Here is a 23,603-nt window from a genome sequence, read left to right on the forward strand (position 1 = left end):
CCGACACCTCGTGTTCAAAATGCACCACATATTGCAAAAGGAACACGCAGATCAGGCCAAACGGGTACCCGCGCTAGAAATCGGTTGGCGCGCCGCCCTCCTCCTTGCGCTTGGCGACAAACGTGTCCAATTCCTCGCGAATTGCAGGATCAATCGGCGGATCTTTTGCTTCGGCCAAGATTGCCTTGTAAATCCCATGCGCGCGCTCGGCGCTCCAAACGGCCCCATCTTTTTCCCAAGCCTCAAAATTGCGCCAATCAGAATGAAACGGCTGATAAAAGGCAGTGCTATAGCGGGCTTGGGTATGTGCAGTGCCAAAATAGTGGCCACCAGCCCCAACATCTCGCATCGCATCAAAGGCAAGTTCGTCATCACTGGTCTGGGTCAAAACGGGGTCAAAATAGCGTTGGAATTGTTGCAGCAATTCGCAATCCATCACGAATTTCTCGGGGCTTGCAATCAGCCCACCTTCCAGCCAACCCGCTGCATGATAGACCATATTTGTGCCAGATTGCACCGCCGCCCAAAGGCTTTGTAGAGTTTCGGCTTGTGCCTGCCCATCGGGCACATTGGCGGCGCAAACCCCGCTGGAGCGCAGAGGCAGCCCATAAAAGCGAGCCATCTGCCCTGTCATCTGGGTGGCACGAATATATTCAGGTGTACCAAAGGCAGGCGCACCTGATTTCATATCGACATTTGAGGTGAACGTGCCAATCACCACAGGCGCGTGCGGCGCGATATATTGCAACAAGGCAATCGCCCCCAAAGCCTCGGCGATGGACAAGGACACAGCCCCCGCAAGGGTCACAGGCGCCATCGCCCCCGCCAAGGTGAAGGGTGTAACCACCACAGGCTGCCCGCGCCGCGCCATACGCATCGCCCCGTCCAACATTGGATAGTCATGTTTCAGCGGGCTGACCGAGTTGATATTGGTGTAAAACCGCGGTGTCTCCTCGAATTCCTCATGGCTTAGGCCTGCGGCGATCCGCACCATCTCCATAGCGTCTTCGACCCGCTCTTTGCCAAGGCAGTATGTGTGCACGACCTTGTCAGTCGCGATGAGCTTTTCATGCAAGCAATCCAAATGGCGGATTGAAGGATGAATATCTATCGGCTCAACGGGGTAGCCGCCTGCAAAGTGGATACAGTTAAAATATTGCGTCAATTTGATGAATTCGCGAAATGTCTCAAAATCGCCCGCCCGTTTGCCGCGTGCCATATCCCATGCATTGGGGGGGGAGGACACATTGCCAAAGAGAATATGCCCCTCGCCAATGGTCAGCTGACGCGCAGGGTTTCGCGGCGTCACTGTAAAGCTTTGAGGCGCACGCGCGACCATCTCGGTCACAAAATCATGATCAAAAAAGATCGTCTCGCCCTCTTGGCGACAGCCCGCTTGCACCAATATTTGCCGCGCCTCAGTGTGCAGCATCTCAAGCCCGAGCTCGGACAGAATCCGCAGAGCGTTGTTGTGGATGGCCAAGACACCCTCAGGCGGCAAGGGTTCGGTTGGTTGATCTATGTTTTGCGGAATACGCCACGGCATTTGCGCAATCGCATGTTGGCTGACACCTTGATGCTTGGCGCGCGCGCCCCCGGAACGGCGGCGTTTTGGATCAACTGTGGTTTCGGTCATAGGATCAGGTCTTACAAAAAGGGAGATCAAAGCCCCTTTAGACTGCCCGCGCGCGCGAGAGAAAAACCCGACAAATTCCGACCAAACCCCCCGCCATTTTGACGCGAATAGACAAACGCAGCTTCAATGCCCCAGCCAAGCGGGAAGATGGCCAATGTCTGGCAACACGGCGTCAGCATGCGGCATGAGCGCGCCATGAACGGCAAGGCCCGTGAGAACGCCCACTGTCGCCATCCCAGCGGCGCGGCCCGCCCGTAGATCATGCAGGCTATCGCCCACCATCACAGCTCGAGCAGGCGCAACACCACAGGCCTGTGCGATATGGGCGCACATGGCAGGGTCAGGTTTTGCACCATGCCCACTGTCGCACCCGATGACTTCGGCAAAATAGGGGCGGATCTCATGTGCCGCCAAATGGGCCTCGGCCTCGTCCTTTTGCCCGTTGGTCGCCACTGCCAAAAGATAGCCCGCCTTCTGCAAACCCGTAAGCAGCGGCGCCAACGGGGCCGCCTCGACCATGACAGCAGATTGTGCAAGCTGATGCAGCAGTGCTGCGATCTGCTGCGGGGTAAAATCGGCTCCGAAAAGCGGGGCCAGGTGGTGAGCAGTCTCATCAAGCGTGCCCGCAATAGCTATACTATCGGGCAAAAAAACGCCCCGATCGGGATCAAAGGACAAGCGATCAGCGAGGGTGCGAAATAATGTTTCATCGCCGTCCGCTAACGCCAATAGAGCCGATTTCGCCCAATTGTTCCAAGATCTAGAAAAGTCAAAGAGTGTTCCGTCTTTGTCAAAAATTAGCAATTTAAAGTAATTTTGTTGCATATTTTTATAACCCTCAAGGACGACGATAAACTTATGTCCAATGGGTAGCAGAGCGCCCAAGCATCACCTGCCGCAAGGTAACAAATTCATATGGCGTAAGGCCAATTGCCCCCGCAGCATCAACCACCCAAGCATCGTCTTGCGAGATAAATTCAACCACGGCGGATAAGAACCCGTGATCACCTTTGGCGATAGCGGCCCGCATATCTTCGACCGACAGGCCACATGCGCCCAAGAACTGCCCCGTCAGCGCGTCATCGGACGAAAGCCACACGAGGGCTGCAATCGCCTTTTCCTGTGCGATTTTTTTCTTCATTCCAAGCATTCCGGGCGTATCTAGAGACATTATTAGCCATTCCTCTTGTATGACTTCAGATGTCAATTCGGCCATGCAGAGCTTAAGGCAATACCGTATGCCACATTTTAGGGGATGAGCACGAAGACTGTCAGCAACTCCACAAAGATAGAGGTTAAAAGCGCGATGATACTGTGATCTTACACGATGGTCGAAATCGCACAAGCCTTGCCAAACCCGCCTGAGACATCAGGGGGCATGCGCGATCACCTCATCGCGCAGAATCTCGGCGAGAAGATCCACATCTTCGGGCGCAAAGGTCAAAGGCAGCCTTAAGTCAATCAACCCCGCCAAAATGTAATCCGTTTTGGGCAGGGTTTGCGCAGGTGCATAGCGCCAACTGTCATAGCGCGAGGTAAAGGCAACAGGTTCTGCCGCGCCGAACCATTTCAGTTCAACACCCCGCCGCGCGGCCGCTTGGACGAATGCCGTGATTTTATCGGGCGACCAATCGGGCAAAAGGAATTGAAACGAGGATCCAACGTAATCCTCGCGCGGATCGCGCTCGGTCAAGCGCAGATGGGGCAGATTGGCAAGCCCCGCCTCCATCCGCTCGTAAAGCTCGCGCCAACGTGCCACTTGGCGCGGCAAACCGGCCAATTGCGGGCGCAGGATGGCGGCGCGCAAATTATCCATCCGCCCCGAAACATTGGGCGTCTCAAAACGCGCTTGGGCAAAAGCCTCAGGCGGGGGGGCGGCGCGGTGGCGCGCGTAAAGCATGTAACTGCCCGACAGCAGAATGGCCCGCGCCATCACATCGGCATCATCACTGGTAAGGAAACCACCTTCGCCTGAGTTGATGTGTTTATAGGTCTGGGTGGAATAGCAGGCGATTTTGCCATGCCGCCCTGAGGCCAGACCATTCCATGCGGCCCCCATTGTATGGGCGCAATCCTCAATCACGGTGATGCTCGCCCCATCGCATATTGCCATGAGGCGGCCCATATCGCAGATATGCCCGCGCATATGCGACAACAGCAACACTCGCGCACCGCTAGCTTGGGCTTTGGTGTTCAAATCTTCAAGATCAATGGTTAAGTTTTCGGTCACCTCGACAAAGACAGGCACAGCGCCCACCGAGGCGATGGCACCCGGCACAGGCGCAAGCGTAAATCCGTTTGAGAGAACCAAATCCCCCTGCCCCACGCCAATTGCACGCAAGGCCGCCCCCATTGCATAGCCACCCGATGCCACGGCAAGCGCATATTTCGCCCCTGTCATCGCCGCGAATTCCTCCTCCAAAAGGGCGGTTTCGGCAATCTCATCAGGGGCGGTGTTATAGCGGTGCAACCTGCCCGTTCGCAAAACCCGATTGGCCGCCTCAATCGCCGCCTCTGGGATTGGCTCTTGTTGGGTGAAAGACCGGGTGAAAATGGGTTTGTCGCTCATAGCGCACAGGTTAGGGTTCTCGCGCGGCAGGTCAATTGAATTCACGCCGATAAGACCCGCTCAATCAGCGCAGGCAGATCGCTGTAATGATCCAAAATCGCCTCAGGGCTGAGCCGTGCAATATCGCCCCCCTCTGGCCCGAAGCCCACGAGAATAGAAGGCACCCCTGCCGCGCGCGCCGTTTCGCGGTCAGTGACTGTATCCCCGATCAAACAGGATTGCGGAAAATCGCGCACATCCGCCCCCAAATCCACGCCAAAGCGCCGCTTGGCCGCACGGCGCAGCGTTTCATGATAGGGGGCCACATCTGGCTTTCGTGTGGGCAATGTATCGGCCCCGACCAAAGCATCAAAAAGATCAGAAACACCCAATTTCGCGACCAAATCCACGGCCAGCGCCTCGGGCTTATTGGTGCAAATCGCCGTTGCATAGCCTGCGACACGCAACGCCTGCACCGCCTGAACTGCGCCCTCATAGAGCCTTGTATGCGTGTCAATCGCGGCCCCATAGGCCGCAAGCAGACGGGGATAGCCCGCCTCGATGAAGGCCTCCTCCTGTGGCAGGTCAGACCCACCCTGCGCCGCAAGCCGCGCATAGGAAAGCTTCAACATCGCCCGCCCGCCCCGAAAGGCACAAAGCGCGTCTTTTGGATGAGACAACATCGGGGGCCATCCCGCCTCTGCCACCGCTTGATTGGCCGCAGCAAGAAGATCGGCGCTGGTATCGGCCAAAGTGCCATCCAAATCGAAAACGATAATATGCGCGCCCATTCCGTCCTCTTGCCTGAGATGTGCACCGCTTATGACCTAAAGGCGGATTTTCGCCAAGGGCCGATGGCACATCGTAACAAATCGAAAGAGGAAGTGACCGCCTGCGGGCTTTGCAGATCAAGTGAAGAAGGTTAAGAGAACACCAAACAGGTATAAATCCTAAAAGGCACCCTCATGAGCACACGCCCCGTTGCCCTGATCATTCTGGCCGCAGGCCAAGGGACGCGGATGAATTCCGACCTGCCCAAGGTGCTGCATCCTTTGGGCGGCGTTCCGATGATTGAACACAGCCTTGCCAGCGGCCTCAGCCTTGAGCCCGCGCGGGTTGTGGTGATCACAGGTCATGGCGCGGATCAAGTTGAGGCGGCCTTGGCCGACCACCCTGTGATCTGCATTCGCCAAAATGAACAATTGGGCACAGGTCATGCCGTGGCGCAGGCCCGCGCCGCTTTGGCGGATTTCGCGGGCGATGCGGTGGTGTTGTTCGGCGATACGCCTTTTGTCAGCGAGGACAGCCTGACCAAATTGATCGCGGCCCGCGCTGATCATGATGTGGTCGTTTTGGGATTTGAGGCAGACACCCCTGCGCGCTATGGCCGCTTGGTGACCAAGGGCACGGCCTTGCATAAAATTGTCGAGGCCAAGGATGCGACCCCAGACGAGCTTGCTATAACCTTGTGTAATTCTGGCCTCATGGCCGCAGACGCCGCGCAATTATTCGACCTTTTGGAACAGGTCGATAACGCAAATGCAGCGGGCGAGTATTACCTGACAGATGTGCCTGCTTTGGCGCATAAGGCGGGCCTGAAAGCAGGCTATGTGACGTGCACAGAAGCGGAAACCTTGGGGATCAATAGCCGTGCGGAACTGGCGCGCGCCGAAGGGATTTTTCAAGCCACCCGCCGCGCCGAGATGCTAGACTTGGGCGTCACCATGCACGCGCCTGAGACAGTCTATTTTGCCCATGACACCTATATTGGCCGCGATGCGGTGATCGAGCCATATGTGGTCTTCGGCCCCAATGTGACTGTTGAGTCGGGCGCGCATATCCGCGCCTTCAGCCATCTTGAGGGCGCGCATGTCTCGCAAGGGGCGGTTGTGGGGCCTTATGCCCGCCTGCGCCCTGGTGCTGAAATCGACAATGGCGTGCGGATCGGCAATTTCGTTGAGGTAAAATCAGCGCAAATCCAAGAAGGGGCTAAGGTCAACCACCTGTCCTATATCGGGGATGCGACCATCGGCGAAGGGGCCAATATCGGCGCAGGAACCATCACCTGCAATTATGATGGCGTGTTCAAACATCACACCGAAGTGGGCGCGCGGGCGTTTATAGGGTCAAACACGATGCTTGTAGCCCCTGTTACCATTGGTGCGGATGCACTGACCGCATCAGGTTCGGTGATCACCGAAAACGTGCCAGAGGGGGCTTTGGCGGTGGCGCGTGGACGGCAAGAAAACAAAGCGGGGCTTGCCACACGCCTGCGTGCGCGGCTGCTGACGCTGAAAGAAAAGACCAAAAAGGGGTAAGGGCTATGTGCGGGATCGTTGGCATTTTGGGCAGCCACGAGGTTGCGCCCACATTGGTTGAGGCGCTTAAACGTCTGGAATATCGCGGCTATGACAGCGCAGGCATTGCGACTGTGCAAAATGGTGCGCTTGATCGCCGCCGCGCGGTGGGTAAGCTTGTGAACCTGTCGGATGAATTGGTGCATCACCCTTTGGCAGGCAAGTCTGGTATCGGGCACACCCGTTGGGCCACGCATGGCGCGCCCAGTGTAACCAATGCGCATCCGCATAAATCGGGGCAGGTTGCGGTGGTACATAATGGCATTATCGAGAATTTCCGCGAATTACGCGCTGAATTAAAAGACCGCAATTTTGAAAGCGAAACCGATACGGAAACCGTCTCTCAGCTTTGCGCGCATTACCTTGCCCAAGGTCTAAGCCCTGCTGAGGCCGCACGAAAAACCTTGTCACGGCTTGAAGGCGCGTTTGCGCTTTGTTTCCTCTTTGAGGGCGAAGATGATCTGATGATCGCCGCGCGCAAAGGGTCGCCCTTGGCCATTGGTCATGGCGATGGTGAAACCTATGTCGGTTCGGATGCAATCGCGCTTGGCCCCCTCACCCATGAAATCACCTATCTTGAGGAGGGCGATTGCGCCATCCTGACCCGCAGCAGCATCAAGATTTTTGATGAGGCGGGCCACGCTGTCAGCCGCGCCAAAACCCGCATTGAACAAGGGGCCGCCGTAATCGACAAGGCGGGTTATAAGCATTTCATGGCGAAAGAAATCCATGAACAGCCCCAAACCATGAGCGAGGCCTTGGGGCGCTATGCCCCCAAAGGTGCGCCCGCCTTCCCCGAAGCCTTGGATTTCACCCAATTCGACCGCGTTGTGATGGTGGCCTGCGGGACAGGTTATTATTCCTGCCTGACCGCCAAATATTGGTTCGAACAGGTGGCAGGGATGCCTTGCGATGTCGATATGGCATCGGAATTCCGTTATCGTGAACCGCCCGTGGCGCCCCGCACCCTTGCGCTTTTCGTCAGTCAATCTGGCGAGACGGCTGACACATTGGCGGCCCTACGATATATGCGCGGACGCGCTGCCATGGTGGCAAGCCTTGTCAATGTTGGCACATCCTCCATCGCCCGCGAAAGCGATCTGGCCTTGGCCATTCTAGCAGGGGTCGAGGTCTCGGTGGCCTCAACCAAGGCCTATGTGAACCAATTGACCATCCTTGCGCTGATGGCGGTGCAGGCCGCGGCGCAGCGCGACGCGCTGTCCGCCCATGAGGTGCGGGATCACATCCAAAGTTTGGAAAAACTGCCTGATCAAATGCGCCAAGTTCTGACGATGGAGGGCGAGATTGCCGATCTAGCCGAAGGCTTGAGTGATGCAAAATCCGCGCTGTTTCTGGGCCGTGGCGTGATGTATGCCACAGCCCTTGAGGCAGCATTAAAATTAAAAGAAATCAGTTATATACACGCCGAAGCTTATGCGTCAGGTGAACTAAAACATGGCCCGATCGCCCTAATTGATCGCAGCCTGCCTGTGGTGGTATTCGCGCCGCATGATGCGCTGTTTGATAAAACCATATCAAACATGCAGGAGGTTATGGCGCGCCACGGCCAAGTGACACTAATCACCGATGAGATGGGGCGCAAAGCCGCCGCTGAAGGCACCGCTGCCACATTGGCCCTGCCCGCAACCACGCCGCTGAGCGCGCCCATCCTCTATGCCCTGCCGGCGCAGCTTTTGGCCTATCACAGCGCAATCGCCAAAGGCACCGATGTGGATCAACCGCGCAATTTGGCGAAATCGGTCACGGTGGAATAGCGCTTCCACTTGCGCCCGCTTGCGTTGGCGCGTAAAGCCTCGGCGCAACTTTATAAGTGGGAAGTGCTATGCCGCTTTTGGTCATGAAATTCGGGGGCACATCAGTGGCCACCCTTGATCGCATCCGCCGCGCCGCAAAACGTGTGGGGCGCGAGGTGGCCAATGGGTATGATGTGATCGTGATTGTCTCGGCCATGTCGGGCGAAACCAACAAACTCGTGGGATATGTGGGCGAAACCTCGCCGCTCTATGACGCGCGCGAATATGATGCGGTCGTCTCCTCGGGCGAGAATGTTACAGCCGGCCTGATGGCGCTGACCTTGCAAGAAATGGATATCCCCGCGCGGTCATGGCAAGGATGGCAGGTGCCCGTCAAAACCACCTCTGCCCATGCAAGCGCGCGGATTGAAGAAATCCCAACCGATAACATCATGGCCAAATTTGGCGAAGGGATGAAGGTTGCCGTGGTTGCGGGGTTCCAAGGCATCAGCACTGAAGGGCGTATCACCACATTGGGCCGTGGCGGGTCAGACACGACTGCCGTGGCCTTTGCCGCCGCTTTCGATGCCGAGCGCTGCGATATCTACACAGATGTTGACGGGGTCTACACGACCGACCCGCGCATCACCAACAAGGCTCGCAAACTTGAGAAAATCTCGTTTGAAGAGATGCTTGAGCTTGCAAGCCTCGGTGCGAAGGTTCTGCAAACGCGCTCGGTTGAACTGGCGATGCGCTATAAGGTGCGCTTACGGGTTTTGTCGAGTTTTGAAGAAATGGATGACAGCGCGGGCACATTGGTCTGTGACGAGGAGGAAATCGTGGAAAGCAAAGCTGTGGCGGGCGTGGCCTATTCGCGCGATGAAGCAAAAATGACACTGACCGAGGTCGAAGATCGCCCGGGCATTGCAGCCGCTATTTTCGGCCCCCTCGCCGAGGCCGCGGTCAATGTAGACATGATCGTGCAAAATATCTCGGAAGAAGGCAAAACTGATATGACCTTCTCGCTGCCGATTGATCAGGTCAAACGCGCTGAAAAGGCCCTTGAAGAGGCGAAAGCCCGCAATGAAATCGGCTTTTCCGAATTGCTGATCGACAGCGATGTTTGCAAAGTGTCAATCGTAGGGATCGGGATGCGCAGCCATGCAGGCGTGGCCGCGAAGATGTTTGCAACTTTGCGCGATGAAGGCATCAATATCAAAGTCATCACCACATCCGAAATCAAAGTTTCGGTTCTTGTGGATCGCAAATATCTGGAATTGGCTGTGCAGGCCCTGCATGACGCCTTCGATCTAGATCGCGCAGCCTGATTTCACCTTAGGCTGATTTTACGCTGTTTGCTCGGGCCCTTCTTTTGGCGGCCTTGGTTTGTTGACTTTGTACCAGCCCCGCCACAGAGGCGTTTCTTACTGCTATTACGTACGCGCAAATTCGCTGGGCACGAACGACTAGTTTTTATAGAATGAGGCTAAACAATGCAGCCGCACGATTTTTGTTTAAGCAGGCGTTGCTGAACTCGACGGAAGTAGCAAAAAAGGCCCCACACTTATACATACGGAGAAGCCGTTTAATCTTTGTATCAATTAAAATCCCGACAAAATTTAAGCATGAATTTTTAAAATTATAAATTTTATCAAATGATTGCGGCGCGATCTTTAGGTAACTTCTGAAGGGAATGGTGCGGTCGAGAAGACTCGAACTTCCACGGGAGTTACCCCACAGCGACCTCAACGCTGCGCGTCTACCAATTCCGCCACGACCGCACTGTCTGACGCTTAATATGGCGCTGTCTAGACCAAGCAGGCGCCGTGCTCAAGGGTTAAAATTGTGGATTTTGGCCAAGCTGATTTTTCTGTTTAGTATGAAACGCCTACTTGCTATTAACACAAGGGTATGACTGAAAGGGGATGACCGTGCCTCTCGTCTCCCGCATACATCATTGCAAAGAAATTATTAAGTTAAAGAGCCTTAAATTGGTTGATTGGATAATATCAGATAAGCTGACCGATTATGAGGATGCACTTCGCGTTATGGAGGCTCGCATCGCAAAAATTTCTTCAGGGGATGCAGCCGAAGCGATTTGGCTGCTGGAGCATCCACCGATTTACACCGCAGGCACTTCGGCCAAGCCCGACGATTTAACTGACCCTGATCGCTTTCCTGTCTACGAGGCGCGCCGCGGGGGGCAATATACCTACCACGGCCCAGGTCAGCGGGTTATATACGTCATGCTAGATCTCAACAAACGCGGTCGTGATGTTCGCCGTTTTGTAGAAGATCTGGAAAATTGGGTGATTGACACGCTTGCAAGCTTTAACTTGCGCGGGGAAATTCGAGAGGGGCGCGTTGGAGTCTGGATTGCGCGGCCCGACAAAGCCGCCCTGCCCGATGGCAGCCCGCGTGAGGACAAGATTGCAGCCATCGGGATTCGCTTGCGCAAATGGGTGTCCTTTCATGGCATCTCGATCAATCACGATCCTGAACTGAGCCATTTTGAGGGAATCGTGCCTTGCGGGATCCGTGATCACGGCGTGACAAGCCTTGTGGATTTAGGCCTGCCCGTGAGCCTAGATGACCTTGATGTCGCTTTGCGCCAAGAATTTGAACGGCGCTTTGGGCCAACGCAGGACGCGGATCTGGCTGACCCAGCTAACCCCTAAAGATCATTGCAACCGCCCCCTTTTCCATTTTCGTAAGATTTCGGCGCGAAACTTGCTGATCTGGCATGAGGCAATTTTTCCCACCTGAAAGGCGTGATCGCAATTGATCGCACGCGCGAGGCGCACTAGAACGGGGGTCAGTGGAACGTCAAAGGGACAGGTGGCCAGACCCCTGCCCCTCATAATTATGAACAGGAGACAGACATGGCCGATGCAGCCATTTCTGGACATGATCACGAACGGCCGGGCTTCTTTACCCGCTGGTTCATGTCCACAAACCATAAAGATATCGGGATTCTCTACCTCATCACTGCAGGTTTGGTGGGTCTCGTATCGGTTGCTTTCACCGTTTACATGCGCCTCGAGTTGATGGAGCCTGGCGTTCAATACATGTGTGCCGAAGGCGCACGCGTCTTGAGCCAAGCTGCTGCGGGCGAATGTACCCCTGATGGGCATTTGTGGAACGTGTTGATCACGGGCCATGGCGTATTGATGATGTTCTTTGTCGTCATTCCTGCCCTGTTCGGTGGTTTTGGTAACTTCTTCATGCCGCTGATGATCGGCGCGCCTGATATGGCCTTCCCTCGCCTTAACAACTTGTCCTACTGGCTGTATGTTGCAGGCACATGTTTGGCCTTTTGCTCCGTATTTGTAGATGGTGGTGCCGGACCGGGTTGGACTTTTTATCCGCCCATATCATGGCAAGACGCCCCTACTAGTCGCGCTGTAGACTTCGCGATTTTCGCGGTTCATGTGTCTGGTGCAAGCTCCATCTTGGGCTCGATTAATATCATCACGACCTTCCTCAACATGCGTGCACCTGGCATGAGCCTGTTCAAAGTGCCTTTGTTTGCATGGTCGATCTTCGTGACAGCTTGGTTGCTGCTTTTGTCGCTACCCGTTTTGGCGGGTGCAATCACCATGCTTCTCACTGACCGTAATTTTGGCACAACTTTCTTTGACGTGGCAGGCGGCGGTGACCCACTGTTGTTCCAACACATCTTCTGGTTCTTCGGCCACCCCGAAGTTTACATCGTGATCCTGCCCGCATTTGGTATTGTCAGCCATGTGATCTCGACCTTCTCGCGCAAGCCCGTCTTTGGCTATCTGCCGATGGTTTGGGCGTTGATCGCGATTGGCGGCTTGGGCTTTGTAGTGTGGGCACACCACATGTATACAACGGGCATGACGCTGAACCAGCAGGCCTATTTCATGGTCGCAACCATGGTAATTGCGGTGCCAACAGGCATCAAAATCTTCTCATGGATTGCAACGATGTGGCAAGGTTCGATAACCTTTGAAGCACCAATGCTGTTTGCGATTGGCTTCATCTTTCTCTTCACCGTTGGCGGTGTAACTGGGATTGTACTTAGCCAAGCCGGCGTTGACCGTGCCTATCACGACACCTACTATGTAGTAGCGCACTTCCACTACGTAATGAGCTTGGGTGCCGTATTCGGTATCTTCGCAGGCATCTATTACTGGATCGGCAAAATGTCAGGTCGCCAATACCCTGAATGGGCGGGCAAGCTGCATTTCTGGTTGTTCTTCATCGGCGCAAACCTGACCTTCTTCCCACAGCACTTCTTGGGTCGTCAGGGCATGCCACGCCGCTACATCGATTATCCTGATGCATTTGCAACGTGGAACTACGTCAGCTCGATCGGTGCGTTTATCGCATTCGCGTCCTTCCTCTTCTTCCTTAGCATTGTCGCCTACACGCTGCTTGCAGGCCGCAAACTGAGCGAACCTGCCTACTGGGGCGAGCATGCCGATACCTTGGAATGGACATTACCGAACCCACCACCCGAGCACACGTTCGAGGAACTGCCCACACGCGAAATGTGGGACAAACAGCCAAACCACTAATCTGGCCGCTTTTTGAACTGTTGAGAGAAAATATGCCGTTTCATATCGAGACGCCGCAAATAGAAAAGGCCCCGGAGAAATTCGGGGCCTTTTCTCATCCTGATCGCGGCACACCTCACATGCTGATGCGGATTACGCCGCATAAATCGCTGACACCTGAAGGGTTCGTTTGGTTTGTCGGTGCGACCGCCGCGTTAATTGCCCTGCCGCTTTTCGGCATTCTAGGCACGGCGGTGTTCTGGGCGCTGCTGCCCTTTCTATTGGCGGCGATTTGGGCCATTTGGGCCGCGCTGAAACGCTCATGGCGCGATAAGGAAATCGCAGAAACCCTGACATTGTGGCCCGATCACATAAGGGTTGAACGCAAAGAGCCCCGCAAAGAAACGAAAATCTGGGAAGCAAACCCCTATTGGGTGCGGCTGACCTTGCATAAAACGGGCGGGCCTGTGCCCAATTACCTGACCTTGCGCGGCGATAAGGCAACACGCGAAATCGAGCTTGGCGCGTTTCTGACGCCCAGCGAAAGGGTCAAGCTGAAATTCGCATTGGAAGAGGCCTTGGCACAGGCAAAGGCCTAAGGGTCAGGGGCGGTTTAGGCCAACCGCTCCTTGATCAGCGCCCCTGCAGCACCGAAATCCATCTGCCCTGCATAGGCCGCTTTCAGCGCCCCCATCACACGGCCCATATCGCGAATGCTGCTCGCCCCTGTCTGGTCAATCGCGGCATCAATCGCTGCGGCGATTTCCGCCTCGGACAGTTGGCGCGGCAAGAACCCTTCGATCACTTTGATCTCTGCAAGCTCTTTTTCGGCCAATTCAAGGCGCCCGCCCTCTTCATAGACATTGGCGCTGTCGATCCGTTGTTTCACCATTTTGGCAAGGATGGCGAGAATCTCACCTTCATCGACACCCTCGGTCTTGCCTGCGCCGCGCGCGGCAATGTCCTGATCCTTGATCGCCGCATTGATCAAACGCAGGGTTGATAAACGCGCAGCATCCTTTTCGCGCATCGCGTCTTTTAGGCCGTTGGTAATACGCTCTCGCAAACTCATGGTCTTATCCCCAGATTGCAACGGGCCATCTGACCCGCACCAGACCGCCGGTTTAAGGCATTTTTTGCCGCGCAACAACCTTTGAGATAGGGGGCAGATTGGTGGTTGCAACTTGGTGTCGCAAGGTGCTTGACCCTGCACGCTTGGACACTTAGGTTGCCGCGAATTTCAACATCGCCGTAATCGGAGCAGCGCCATGACTGAACGCCCCACTGCATGTCTTGTTTTGGCTGATGGAACCGTGTTCTACGGCAAGGGTTTTGGCGCCACAGGCCAGACCGTTGCCGAGCTGTGCTTCAACACCGCGATGACGGGCTATCAAGAGATTATGACCGACCCCTCCTATGCTGGGCAGGTCGTAACCTTCACCTTCCCGCATATTGGCAACACAGGCATCACCGCCGAGGATGACGAGACCGCCGATCCAGTCGCGGCAGGGATGATTGTGAAATGGGATCCAACAGAGCCCTCCAATTGGCGGATGGAGCAGAACCTGACCTCATGGCTGTCCGCACGGGGCCGCATCGGAATGGGCGGTGTTGACACCCGTCGCCTCACCCGCGCGATCCGCCAACAAGGCGCGCCACATGTCTGCTTGTCGCATGATCCTGAGGGTAATTTCGACATTGAGGCGATGCTGAAGGAGGCGCGCGCATGGCAGGGTCTGGAGGGGCTCGACCTCGCCCGTGAGGTGACTTGCGCGCAATCCTATCGTTGGGACGAGATGCGTTGGTCATGGCCTGAGGGCTATAGCAAGCGCACGGGCACTGGCCCCAAAGTGGTGGCGATTGATTACGGTGCCAAGCGCAATATCCTGCGCTGTCTCGCAAGTGCCGGATGTGATGTCACCGTGATGCCCGCCAGCACCACCGCCGAAGAAATCCTTGCGCAAAACCCCGATGGTGTATTTCTGTCGAACGGGCCAGGCGACCCTGCCGCAACGGGGGAATATGCCGTGCCGATGATCCGTGCGATTTTGGAAAAAGACCTGCCCGTTTTCGGGATTTGCCTTGGCCACCAAATGCTGGCTTTGGCGCTTGGGGCGAAAACCGTGAAAATGAACCACGGGCATCATGGCGCAAACCACCCTGTCAAAGATTTGGAAACGGGCAAAGTCGAAATCACCTCGATGAACCACGGGTTCACTGTCGACAGCCAAACCCTGCCTTATGATATTTTGGAAACTCATGTCAGCTTGTTTGATGGGTCAAATTGCGGCATCCGCGTCAAGGATCGCCCGATCTTTTCCGTTCAGCACCACCCCGAAGCCAGCCCCGGCCCACAAGACAGCTATTACCTGTTCGAGCGCTTCGCAGCAGCCATGGCAACACGCTAAAGATGAAGGGGGTAAAAGCCCCCTAAACCCAAGGCTGTATAACGCGGAAATCTTTGAATTTTCGTAAAAAAATTATCCGCGATTAGGATTTTTTTAACCATCGCAGCGCTTCCCTAACGGGGCTTGAAACGCGAAGATTTCACGTCGGCCATCAGGGGTGCGGGCCCCCGCTTCATTGGGCGAAAACAAAGCATGGGGTTTTTGGTGGCACGGTGGTGACACGCAAACCTAGCTGACCGCGCCCGCCTCCTCCTTGAGGCGCACCTCAAAGGCAATGGAAAGATGTCGCCGCAATGCATCGGCCGCTGCATCCCCATCACGCGCGGCAATGGCGTTGATGATATCATCATGCTCGTCCAAGGCTTTTTCGCCCCGCCCTTTTGCGGCCAAGGATGTGGTGGCCATCAACGCCATTGAGCGATGCACAAGATCCAATTGCTGCACCAAATAACGATTATGGCTGGCAAGATGGATTTGCTTATGAAAGCGGCGGTTTGCACGGCTCAGCGCCCGCGGATCTTTCAATAAGTTGCGATCCGCCTGTGCCATTTCGCGCAAGACGCGCACCTCCTCGGTTGCGGCATGTTGCGCGGCCAAACGGGCGGCCAAGGCCTCTAACTCGGTGCGCACGGCATAAAGTTCGGCCATCTGTGCATGATCCAATGAGGCCACAATCAGACTGCGCCCATCGCGGGTGAGCAGGCTTTGGGTTTCCAACCGCTGCAACGCCTCGCGCACGGGTGTGCGGCTGACACCGAACCGCTCGGCCAATTCCGATTCCACCAAACGCGATCCAGGGCGATAGATGCCGCCATCTATCGCATCCAAAATCATATCATAGGCGTCTTTTTGCTGTGGCTTGCTGTGCATCGCGTGGGATCTTTTCAATTCTTAACGCTGCCAAAGCTAAGCAGCCCCGCCCCCCTTGGCAAGCAAAAGCACCTAAGGCTAGTGTAGCGGCCATGAAACACGCAGATTTCCAACATGTCGACACATGGGTGTTCGATCTCGATCACACGCTTTATCCCGCCTCAATGGCGCTGTTTGATCAGATCAATATCCGCATGTCCGCGTTTGTCATGCGCGCTTTGAATGTCGATGCGCAGGAGGCGGATCGTATCCGCCACACCTATTGGCGCGCCCATGGCACAACCCTGGCGGGGCTGATGGCACAGCATAATATCCCGCCCTATCCGTATTTGGACGAGGTGCATGAGATAGATTTCAGCATCCTCAAACCAGATCCGATTTTGGCAGACCGTATCACGCGCCTGAGGGGGCGGCGTATCGTCTACACCAATGGCACCGCTGATTATGCCCGTAATGTTTTGCACCATCGGGGTTTGTCGGGCCTCTTCGACGCGATTTACGGGGTCGAGGACGCCAATTATCGCCCAAAACCAGACCCTGATGCCTTTGCAATGATATTTGGCAAAGACGGGCTCAGCCCAACGCGCGCCGCGATGTTCGAGGATGACCCGCGCAATCTGGCCGTGCCGCATGAATTGGGCCTGCGGACGATCTTGATTGACGAAGAGGGTAGCCATGAGGGCCCAAGTGCCCACATCCATCACCAGACCCACGATCTATCATGGTTTTTAGGCCATATATTGGGTGATCTCGATTAAGCCACATCCGCGACTGGCATGGGCTTGCCATCGGCCTGCCATGCATGGGCCGCGCGGCCAAAGGCCTCGTATAATAGGCGCGAGACAGGGTCTTCTGCGGCGCGATATTCAGGATGCCATTGCACCGAGAGGGTAAACCCCCGCGCGCCTTTGATGTAGATGGCCTCAGGCGTGTCATCAGGGGCCCATCCATCAACCACCACATCACGGCCTAAGGTCTTTAACCCCTGACCATGCAAGCTGTTGGTGGTCACCTCGGCGCTGTTATAGAGCCGCTGAAACGGCCCTCCTTGCGTGAAGCGCACGACATGGCGCGGTGCGAATTTTTCCTCCAAGGTGCCATCGGGCGGCATGCGGTGGTTCATCCGTCCGGGTAAATCGCGGATTTCGGGGTAAAGACTGCCCCCCAAGGCCACGTTCACCTCTTGGAACCCACGGCAAACACCAAGGATAGGCAAGCCCCGCTCGACCGCCGCGCGGATCAGGGGCAATGTCACAGCATCACGGTTGCGATCAAAGGCGCCATGCGCCTCTGTTTCTTCCTCGCCATATTCCTCGGGATGAACATTCGGGCGACCGCCCGTGAACAAAAAACCATCACAAATCTCAAGCAGGTCTTCGTAATTGACGAAATTTGGATTGGCAGGAATGGCCAAGGGCGTGCATTTGGCGACATCCGATACAGCACAACAGTCCATAGCCCCCACTGTATGCGCGGGGTATTGATCATTGATCAGATGAAAATTTCCAATAATTCCAATGACCGGGCGGGCCATGATATCCTCTCCTTCAGGCTTTTGAGGACGCCGTTAGGAAAAATCTGTTCCTCAAATCTATAGGCCTTCGCCCAACTCGCCGCAAGAATTTAGCGGGGCTGCTTTCGATAAATTTATCCTCATTTTGAGCCAAGATAGGCTGTCACCTCGATCTCAATCTTCATGCGTGGGTCTTGCAGGCCTGCCACAAACATTGTGGCCGCAGGGCGCACTGCGCCAAGCCATTTTTGCGTGACAGGCCAGCACGCGGGCCAAAGGGCGGCATCGTTCACGATGTAATGCACCCGCACCACATCGGAGATTGACGCACCGCCTGCCCGCAGGGCGGTGTCAATATTGGCAAAGCATTGCTCGGCTTGGGCCGCGATATCGGCATCAATTTGCATGGTGCTGTAATCAAATCCCGTGGTTCCCGACACAAAAATCCAATCACCTTGCACAACTGCCCGACTATATCCGATCTCGGCCTCAAAGGGCGAGCCTGAGGAAATCAGGCGCCGCCCTGATGGGGCATCCGCGCTCATGGTTCTGCGTCAAGCCCTGCTGCGGCAATACCCGCCACAGCCGCATCGCTGTCATTATCGGATGTGTCACCCGTGACCCCAACTGCGCCGATCACAACGCCATCCCGCTTGACCAGAACACCACCGGGCACAGGCACGACACGGCCCCCAAAGGCCCCGTTGACCGCATTGACGAAATAGGCCTGCGCCTCGGCCCGCGCCATTTGCGCCTTGCCGCCCATGCCCAACATCACCGCGCCATAGGCCTTGGCGCGCGCAATCTCAAACCGACCTGGGCTTGCGCCATCCTCGCGCTCAAAGGCTTGAATATTGCCGCCTGCATCGAGAACAACGACCGAAAGGGGCTTTAGCCCCATCTCGCCGCCTTTGGCGCGGGTTGCAGAAATGATTGTGCGTGCCTGATCGAGTGTGATCATCTTGGTCTTGTCCCTCTTGTCTTGATCTTGGGGCCATAGCCCCCGCCTCTTCAGATAGCACGTTCAAACAAAGAGGAAATGGTCTTCTGTCAGCTCTGCCTCAACCTGACCTGATAAAACGACCGAGCCTAGGCCGTAGTTCAAAATCAAATCCGTTTCTTCGCTCGAGAGGCTCAACGCCTCCATCACCGATAGCCCCTCTAGCTGAAAGGCAAGACGATCCATGACTTGCACTCTTCAAACACAGTGTTTGACAGTGACAACGACATTTTCGGGCTTTGTGCAGATGGGCGGAGGGTTAGGTCTGTCGCGCAGAGGTATCACGACCCCTCAAAAGACGCGCGGCGGTCTATCGAAAGTAAAGACACCCGTCTTGTGGCAGGTAAGCCCCCCCTTTTTCGCGCGGGTTCCACGATAAAATAACCCCCGCGCCAGCGATCAGACAGGCACGGGGGGCAGAGATAAACCGATAAAATCGGGTCGCGTTAGGCCGCTTTCCATTCAAGGCGGCGGGCGTGTAAGACTGGCTCAGTATAGCCAGAGGGTTGCACACGGCCCTTGAATACCAGATCACAAGCCGCCGCAAAGGCGATGCCGTTAAACCCGGGCGCCATTGGGCTATAGGCAGGGTCGCCTGCATTTTGGCCATCAACCACCTCGGCCATACGGCGCATGACGGCCATTACCTGATCCTCGCTGACGACACCATGATGCAGCCAATTCGCGATATGCTGCGCGCTAATGCGGCAGGTGGCGCGGTCTTCCATCAGGCCCACATTGTTAATGTCTGGCACTTTTGAGCAGCCAACACCCTGATCCACCCAACGCACAACATAGCCCAAAATCCCTTGGGCGTTATTGTCCAATTCACGGGTGATCTGGTCTTGCGACCAACGGCGATAGCTGGCCATTGGAATATCCAACAGACCCGTCACATAGGCACGGCGACCACCTGCGGCCAGTTTCTCCTGCACCGCAGCCACATTCACGCGGTGATAATGGGTGGCGTGCAGGGTCGCGGCAGTCGGGCTTGGAACCCAAGCGCAATTTGCGCCCGCGCGCGGATGCTCGATCTTTTGCTCTAGCATCGCGGCCATGGCATCGGGCATGGCCCACATCCCCTTGCCGATCTGCGCGCGACCGAGCAACCCGCATTCCAAACCAATATCCACATTCTGGTTTTCATAGGCGGTGATCCACGATTTGCGCTTGATGAAATCCTTGCGGCTGAATGGCCCTGCCTCCATGGAGGTGTGAATTTCATCACCCGTGCGATCAAGGAAGCCTGTGTTGATAAAGCACAAGCGATGCTTGGCTGCGCGGATACATTCCTTGAGGTTAACCGAGGTACGGCGCTCTTCATCCATGACACCCAGTTTGACCGTATTTGGTTTCAGACCCAAAACGCCCTCAACATGGGTGAAAATCTCGTCCGCAAAGGCAACTTCCTCAGGCCCATGCATCTTGGGCTTCACCACATAGACCGACCCTGCATGACTGTTGCGCAGACCATCCGCTTTCTTCAGGTCATGCATAGCGATCAATGCGGTGATCATCGCATCCATCATGCCCTCGTAAGCGTCGCTGCCATCTTTGAGCAAAATCGCAGGGTTGGTCATCAAATGACCCACGTTGCGCACCAGCATCAAAGCGCGGCCTTTCACGTCAAACGTGCTGCCATCGGGCGCGGTATAGGTTTTATCGGCGGCCAAGCGGCGGGTCATGGTTTGCCCACCCTTCTCAAAGCTTTCCACCAAATCGCCCTGCATCAAACCAAGCCAATTGGAATAGGCCAAAACCTTGTCCTCGGCATCGACACAGGCCACGGAATCTTCGCAATCCATGATAGCCGAAACCGCAGATTCCAAACGGATATCCGCAAGCAAGGCTTGGTCACGGCTGCCAATCGGATGGGCGCGGTCAAAGACCAATTCAACATGCAGGCCATTGTTGCACAGAAGGATGGTATTAGGCGCCTTTGCATTGCCCGTATAGCCCTTGAACTGCGCAGGATCTGCGAGGGGCTTGTCATCCATCATCAACTGCCCCTTATCCACGCTATAGCGGCGGATATCGGCATGGCTTGCCCCCTCAATGGGGAAGCTGTCATCAAGGAAGACCCGCGCGCGCGCCACAACGCGCGATCCACGACCGCGATCATAGCCGCCTTTGGGGGGCAGGCTGCCCATAGCATCCGTGCCATAAAGCGCATCATAGAAACTGCCCCAACGCGCATTGGCCGCGTTCAAGGCAAATCGCGCATTGGTGATGGGCACAACCAATTGTGGGCCTGCCACTGTGGCGATCTCAGGGTCAACGCGATCCGTGTCGATCTGGAAATCTTCCCCCTCAGGCAAGAGATACCCGATCTCACGCAAAAAGGCCTGATAGGCATCGCCATCATGGGGCTGACCACGGCGCGCAATATGCCATTCATCAATCTGACGCTGCAAATCTTCACGCCTTTGCAAAAGGGCGCTGTTTTTATCGGCTTTGCAATGCAAAAGATCAGAGAACCCCGTCCAAAATGCATCAGCGGCCACGCCAGTGCCAACCAAGGCCCGAGTCTCGATGAAATCCGCCAAAACCTGCGCCACTTGCAGGCCTGCACGCTCTACACGTTTGGTCATTTGCGGGGTCTCCTCTCTTCATGCTGCACAAAAGCAGCCCGCGTCCCTTCCCTCGCGTTAGCCAAAAATCAGACGAGAGGCAAGCGATCTGGTAAAATAAACAGACCAATTATCAAGGGAAGGTAAATTACACTTTGGCCGACTTGCGCGCCGCGCGGCATTTGTCCGAGCAATAGCGCACCTCCTCCCAATCCTTGGCCCATTTGCGCCGCCACACGAAGGGGCGACCGCAGGTGGCACAGGTTTTTTGAGGCAGGTCTGATTTGCGTTTCATTTTGGGCATAGCTGAAATTTAGCGCGCTTATCCCAAGGGGCCAGGGCGGCGTTCCTCTGACAACAGCACATTCGCCTCGACATTCCCAACCCCAGGCAGGGTCATGATACGGCGGCGCAGCACACGCTCAAAATCTGGCAGATCGCGGGCAATGATGCGCAGCCTGTAATCATACAGGCCCAGAACATGCTGCACCAATTGCACCTCAGGGATGGCGGTCACCGCGCGCTCGAAATCCTCAAGGCTGACGCGCCCCTTGGTGGCCAATTTCACCCCCAAAAACACTGTCACGCCAAAGCCCAGCTTTTCAGCATCGAGATCAAGACGGCGGGTGGTGATCACACCTGCATCAGTCAGGCGCTTGATGCGCCGCCATGCTGCGGGTTGGCTTAAGCCAAAGCGCCGCCCGATCTCGGCGGCCCTTTGCGTGGCGTCCTCCTGCAAAGCGCGCAAAATTTGGCGGTCAATCGGATCAAGATCAATCATAAGGGCAAGCTTTCGCTATCTTTGATTGCCGCGACATGCATCAGGGCCTCGATATCTGCGATATGCGGCAGGCTTAGAATGCGGTCGCGGTAAATTTCTTGGTAATGCGGCATGGTGCGCGCAATCACCTCAAGGCGCACATCAACACGGCCCAAGAATGTTTGAATTTCGGTCACCTCTGGCACGGCGCGCGCGGCGGCGATAAATTCATCAAAGGCGCGTGGATCTGTTTTATCCAATGAGATCCGCAACGACACCTGAACCGCATAGCCAAGTGCCCGCCAATCAATAACAGCGCGCGTCCCGCGCAACGCGCCCATCGCCTGCATGCGATCAAGCCGTTTATAGCAGGTCGCCACAGGCACACCCGCCGCTTTGGCCACCCGCGCCACAGGTTGGTCAGGGTCAGACTGTAGATGACGCAAAATGCGGCGATCCAGATCATCAAGCATGAAATAATCCAAATATAAATATACACGAATGATCTTATCATATAATACTCAAATTAATCAAATATTCATCCGCACTTCGCAGCAAACCGCGCTTATACCAACGGCAGATGTAATTTGCAGCCAGCAAGGAGAAAGCCGATGCGCGTCTATTACGATCGCGATTGCGATGTGAACCTAATCAAAGACAAAAAAGTTGCTATCTTGGGCTATGGCAGCCAAGGCCATGCGCACGCGCTGAACCTGCGCGACAGCGGGGCGAAGAATGTTGTTGTGGCCCTGCGCGAGGGCTCCCCTTCTGCCAAGAAGGCCGAGGGCGAAGGCCTCAAGGTTATGGGGATCGCGGAAGCCGCCGCTTGGTGCGACCTGATCATGTTCACCATGCCCGATGAATTGCAGGCCGAAACCTATAAGAAATATGTCCATGACAATCTGCGCGAAGGCGCGGCGATTGCATTCGCCCACGGCCTGAACGTGCATTTCGGCCTCATCGAGCCTAAGCCCGGCGTTGATGTAATCATGATGGCGCCCAAAGGCCCAGGCCACACAGTGCGCGGCGAATACACCAAAGGCGGCGGCGTGCCTTGCCTTGTGGCCGTTCACAATGATGCAAGCGGCAAAGCCTTGGAAATCGGCTTGTCCTATTGCTCCGCCATTGGCGGTGGCCGTTCGGGCATCATCGAAACCAATTTCAAAGAAGAGTGCGAAACCGACCTCTTCGGTGAACAGGCCGTGTTGTGCGGTGGCTTGGTTGAACTGATCCGCATGGGCTTTGAGACTTTGGTCGAAGCGGGCTACGCCCCTGAGATGGCCTATTTCGAGTGCTTGCACGAGGTGAAGCTGATCGTTGACCTGATCTACGAAGGCGGCATCGCAAACATGAACTACTCGATCTCGAACACGGCCGAATATGGCGAATATGTCTCTGGCCCCCGAATCCTGCCTTACGATGAAACCAAGGCGCGGATGAAAGAGGTCCTGACTGATATTCAGACAGGTAAATTCGTTCGTGACTTCATGACCGAAAACACCGTGGGCCAGCCCTTCTTCAAAGGGACACGCCGCATCAATGACGCACACCAGATCGAAGAAGTGGGCGAAAAACTGCGCGGCATGATGCCTTGGATTTCCGCAGGGAAGATGGTGGACAAAGCGAAGAACTAAGTCGCTTAGCAGCTCAACCGACCAAAG

24 protein-coding genes and 1 tRNA gene are annotated in these 23,603 nt (G+C 55.8%); 9 read left to right on the top strand and 16 right to left on the bottom strand.

The window, feature by feature from the left end:
* Positions 1-73: 73 nt before the first annotated feature.
* The 5 genes from AAC636_RS08210 to AAC636_RS08230 form a co-directional block, all read right to left on the bottom strand.
* Positions 74-1,636: a trimethylamine methyltransferase family protein gene (locus AAC636_RS08210; RefSeq protein WP_340301141.1), complete on the bottom strand. Its 1,563-nt coding sequence runs from the start codon at positions 1,634-1,636 to the stop codon at positions 74-76.
* Positions 1,637-1,759: 123 nt separating this feature from the next.
* Complete coding sequence (locus AAC636_RS08215; protein WP_340260248.1) at positions 1,760-2,461, bottom strand: HAD family hydrolase; 702 nt, start codon at positions 2,459-2,461, stop codon at positions 1,760-1,762.
* Between the two features lie 31 nt (positions 2,462-2,492).
* Positions 2,493-2,807: a DUF3572 family protein gene (locus AAC636_RS08220; RefSeq protein ID WP_340301142.1), complete on the bottom strand. Its 315-nt coding sequence runs from the start codon at positions 2,805-2,807 to the stop codon at positions 2,493-2,495.
* A gap of 198 nt (positions 2,808-3,005) precedes the next feature.
* Complete coding sequence (locus AAC636_RS08225; protein ID WP_340301143.1) at positions 3,006-4,205, bottom strand: DegT/DnrJ/EryC1/StrS family aminotransferase; 1,200 nt, start codon at positions 4,203-4,205, stop codon at positions 3,006-3,008.
* A gap of 41 nt (positions 4,206-4,246) precedes the next feature.
* A complete protein-coding gene (locus tag AAC636_RS08230) occupies positions 4,247-4,975 on the bottom strand; it encodes an HAD hydrolase-like protein (protein ID WP_340255514.1) in 729 nt (242 codons plus the stop codon).
* Positions 4,976-5,149: 174 nt separating this feature from the next.
* On the opposite strand from AAC636_RS08230, the gene glmU reads away from it, so the two are divergent.
* The 3 genes from glmU to AAC636_RS08245 all read left to right on the top strand — a co-directional run bounded on the left by glmU (position 5,150) and on the right by AAC636_RS08245 (position 9,623).
* Positions 5,150-6,502 (top strand): bifunctional UDP-N-acetylglucosamine diphosphorylase/glucosamine-1-phosphate N-acetyltransferase GlmU, encoded by a 1,353-nt coding sequence (glmU, locus tag AAC636_RS08235; protein WP_340301144.1) that lies wholly within the window; start codon positions 5,150-5,152, stop codon positions 6,500-6,502.
* Positions 6,503-6,507: 5 nt separating this feature from the next.
* Positions 6,508-8,316, top strand: coding sequence for a glutamine--fructose-6-phosphate transaminase (isomerizing) (glmS, locus tag AAC636_RS08240; RefSeq protein WP_340301145.1), 1,809 nt, complete (start codon positions 6,508-6,510; stop codon positions 8,314-8,316).
* A gap of 68 nt (positions 8,317-8,384) precedes the next feature.
* A complete protein-coding gene (locus AAC636_RS08245; RefSeq protein ID WP_340255505.1) occupies positions 8,385-9,623 on the top strand; it encodes an aspartate kinase in 1,239 nt (412 codons plus the stop codon).
* A gap of 366 nt (positions 9,624-9,989) precedes the next feature.
* Here AAC636_RS08245 and AAC636_RS08250 read toward each other — a convergent pair.
* Positions 9,990-10,076, bottom strand: a tRNA-Leu gene (locus tag AAC636_RS08250).
* Between the two features lie 144 nt (positions 10,077-10,220).
* Between AAC636_RS08250 and lipB the strand changes: the two genes are divergently transcribed.
* From lipB to AAC636_RS08265, 3 genes are all read left to right on the top strand, one after another.
* Positions 10,221-10,973: a lipoyl(octanoyl) transferase LipB gene (gene lipB / locus AAC636_RS08255; RefSeq protein ID WP_340242264.1), complete on the top strand. Its 753-nt coding sequence runs from the start codon at positions 10,221-10,223 to the stop codon at positions 10,971-10,973.
* A gap of 204 nt (positions 10,974-11,177) precedes the next feature.
* Positions 11,178-12,842, top strand: coding sequence for a cytochrome c oxidase subunit I (ctaD, locus tag AAC636_RS08260; RefSeq protein ID WP_340301146.1), 1,665 nt, complete (start codon positions 11,178-11,180; stop codon positions 12,840-12,842).
* A 32-nt stretch (positions 12,843-12,874) separates the two neighbouring features.
* The gene (locus AAC636_RS08265) at positions 12,875-13,420 is read left to right on the top strand and encodes a DUF2244 domain-containing protein (RefSeq protein ID WP_340301147.1); all 546 of its coding nucleotides are present in this window, start codon (positions 12,875-12,877) and stop codon (positions 13,418-13,420) included.
* A 14-nt stretch (positions 13,421-13,434) separates the two neighbouring features.
* On the opposite strand, the gene AAC636_RS08270 is transcribed toward AAC636_RS08265, so the two are convergent.
* The gene (locus AAC636_RS08270; protein WP_340301148.1) at positions 13,435-13,893 is read right to left on the bottom strand and encodes a GatB/YqeY domain-containing protein; all 459 of its coding nucleotides are present in this window, start codon (positions 13,891-13,893) and stop codon (positions 13,435-13,437) included.
* Positions 13,894-14,089: 196 nt separating this feature from the next.
* Between AAC636_RS08270 and carA the strand changes: the two genes are divergently transcribed.
* Positions 14,090-15,229, top strand: coding sequence for a glutamine-hydrolyzing carbamoyl-phosphate synthase small subunit (gene carA, locus AAC636_RS08275; RefSeq protein ID WP_340301149.1), 1,140 nt, complete (start codon positions 14,090-14,092; stop codon positions 15,227-15,229).
* A 228-nt stretch (positions 15,230-15,457) separates the two neighbouring features.
* Here the strand turns inward: carA and AAC636_RS08280 are convergent, their stop codons facing one another.
* Positions 15,458-16,099, bottom strand: coding sequence for a GntR family transcriptional regulator (locus AAC636_RS08280; protein WP_340301150.1), 642 nt, complete (start codon positions 16,097-16,099; stop codon positions 15,458-15,460).
* A gap of 92 nt (positions 16,100-16,191) precedes the next feature.
* On the opposite strand from AAC636_RS08280, the gene AAC636_RS08285 reads away from it, so the two are divergent.
* Positions 16,192-16,857 (top strand): pyrimidine 5'-nucleotidase, encoded by a 666-nt coding sequence (locus AAC636_RS08285; RefSeq protein WP_340301151.1) that lies wholly within the window; start codon positions 16,192-16,194, stop codon positions 16,855-16,857.
* Here AAC636_RS08285 and AAC636_RS08290 read toward each other — a convergent pair.
* The 8 genes from AAC636_RS08290 to AAC636_RS08325 form a co-directional block, all read right to left on the bottom strand.
* Positions 16,854-17,633 (bottom strand): gamma-glutamyl-gamma-aminobutyrate hydrolase family protein, encoded by a 780-nt coding sequence (locus tag AAC636_RS08290; protein ID WP_340301152.1) that lies wholly within the window; start codon positions 17,631-17,633, stop codon positions 16,854-16,856. The genes AAC636_RS08285 and AAC636_RS08290 overlap by 4 nt on opposite strands.
* Positions 17,634-17,752: 119 nt before the next feature.
* Positions 17,753-18,157 (bottom strand): RidA family protein, encoded by a 405-nt coding sequence (locus AAC636_RS08295; protein ID WP_340301153.1) that lies wholly within the window; start codon positions 18,155-18,157, stop codon positions 17,753-17,755.
* The gene (locus AAC636_RS08300) at positions 18,154-18,573 is read right to left on the bottom strand and encodes a GlcG/HbpS family heme-binding protein (protein WP_340242257.1); all 420 of its coding nucleotides are present in this window, start codon (positions 18,571-18,573) and stop codon (positions 18,154-18,156) included. The genes AAC636_RS08295 and AAC636_RS08300 overlap by 4 nt, the downstream gene beginning before the upstream one ends.
* A 63-nt stretch (positions 18,574-18,636) precedes the next feature.
* Entirely contained in the window at positions 18,637-18,798 is a 162-nt protein-coding gene (locus tag AAC636_RS08305; RefSeq protein ID WP_340301154.1) for a hypothetical protein, read from the bottom strand.
* 260 nt (positions 18,799-19,058) lie between these two features.
* The gene (locus AAC636_RS08310) at positions 19,059-21,203 is read right to left on the bottom strand and encodes a malate synthase G (protein ID WP_340301155.1); all 2,145 of its coding nucleotides are present in this window, start codon (positions 21,201-21,203) and stop codon (positions 19,059-19,061) included.
* A 127-nt stretch (positions 21,204-21,330) separates the two neighbouring features.
* On the bottom strand, positions 21,331-21,486 hold the full coding sequence (locus AAC636_RS08315) for a DUF2256 domain-containing protein (protein WP_340301156.1): 156 nt from the start codon (positions 21,484-21,486) through the stop codon (positions 21,331-21,333).
* An 18-nt stretch (positions 21,487-21,504) separates the two neighbouring features.
* Complete coding sequence (locus AAC636_RS08320) at positions 21,505-21,963, bottom strand: Lrp/AsnC family transcriptional regulator (protein ID WP_340301157.1); 459 nt, start codon at positions 21,961-21,963, stop codon at positions 21,505-21,507.
* Positions 21,960-22,415, bottom strand: a complete 456-nt coding sequence (locus tag AAC636_RS08325; RefSeq protein WP_340242252.1) for an Lrp/AsnC family transcriptional regulator — start codon at positions 22,413-22,415, stop codon at positions 21,960-21,962. The genes AAC636_RS08320 and AAC636_RS08325 overlap by 4 nt, the downstream gene beginning before the upstream one ends.
* Positions 22,416-22,553: 138 nt before the next feature.
* On the opposite strand from AAC636_RS08325, the gene ilvC reads away from it, so the two are divergent.
* Positions 22,554-23,576: a ketol-acid reductoisomerase gene (gene ilvC / locus AAC636_RS08330; protein WP_317655201.1), complete on the top strand. Its 1,023-nt coding sequence runs from the start codon at positions 22,554-22,556 to the stop codon at positions 23,574-23,576.
* Positions 23,577-23,603 lie beyond the last annotated feature (27 nt).

This window comes from Roseobacter sp. HKCCD5988, from assembly GCF_037830355.1.
GTDB lineage: Bacteria > Pseudomonadota > Alphaproteobacteria > Rhodobacterales > Rhodobacteraceae > M30B80.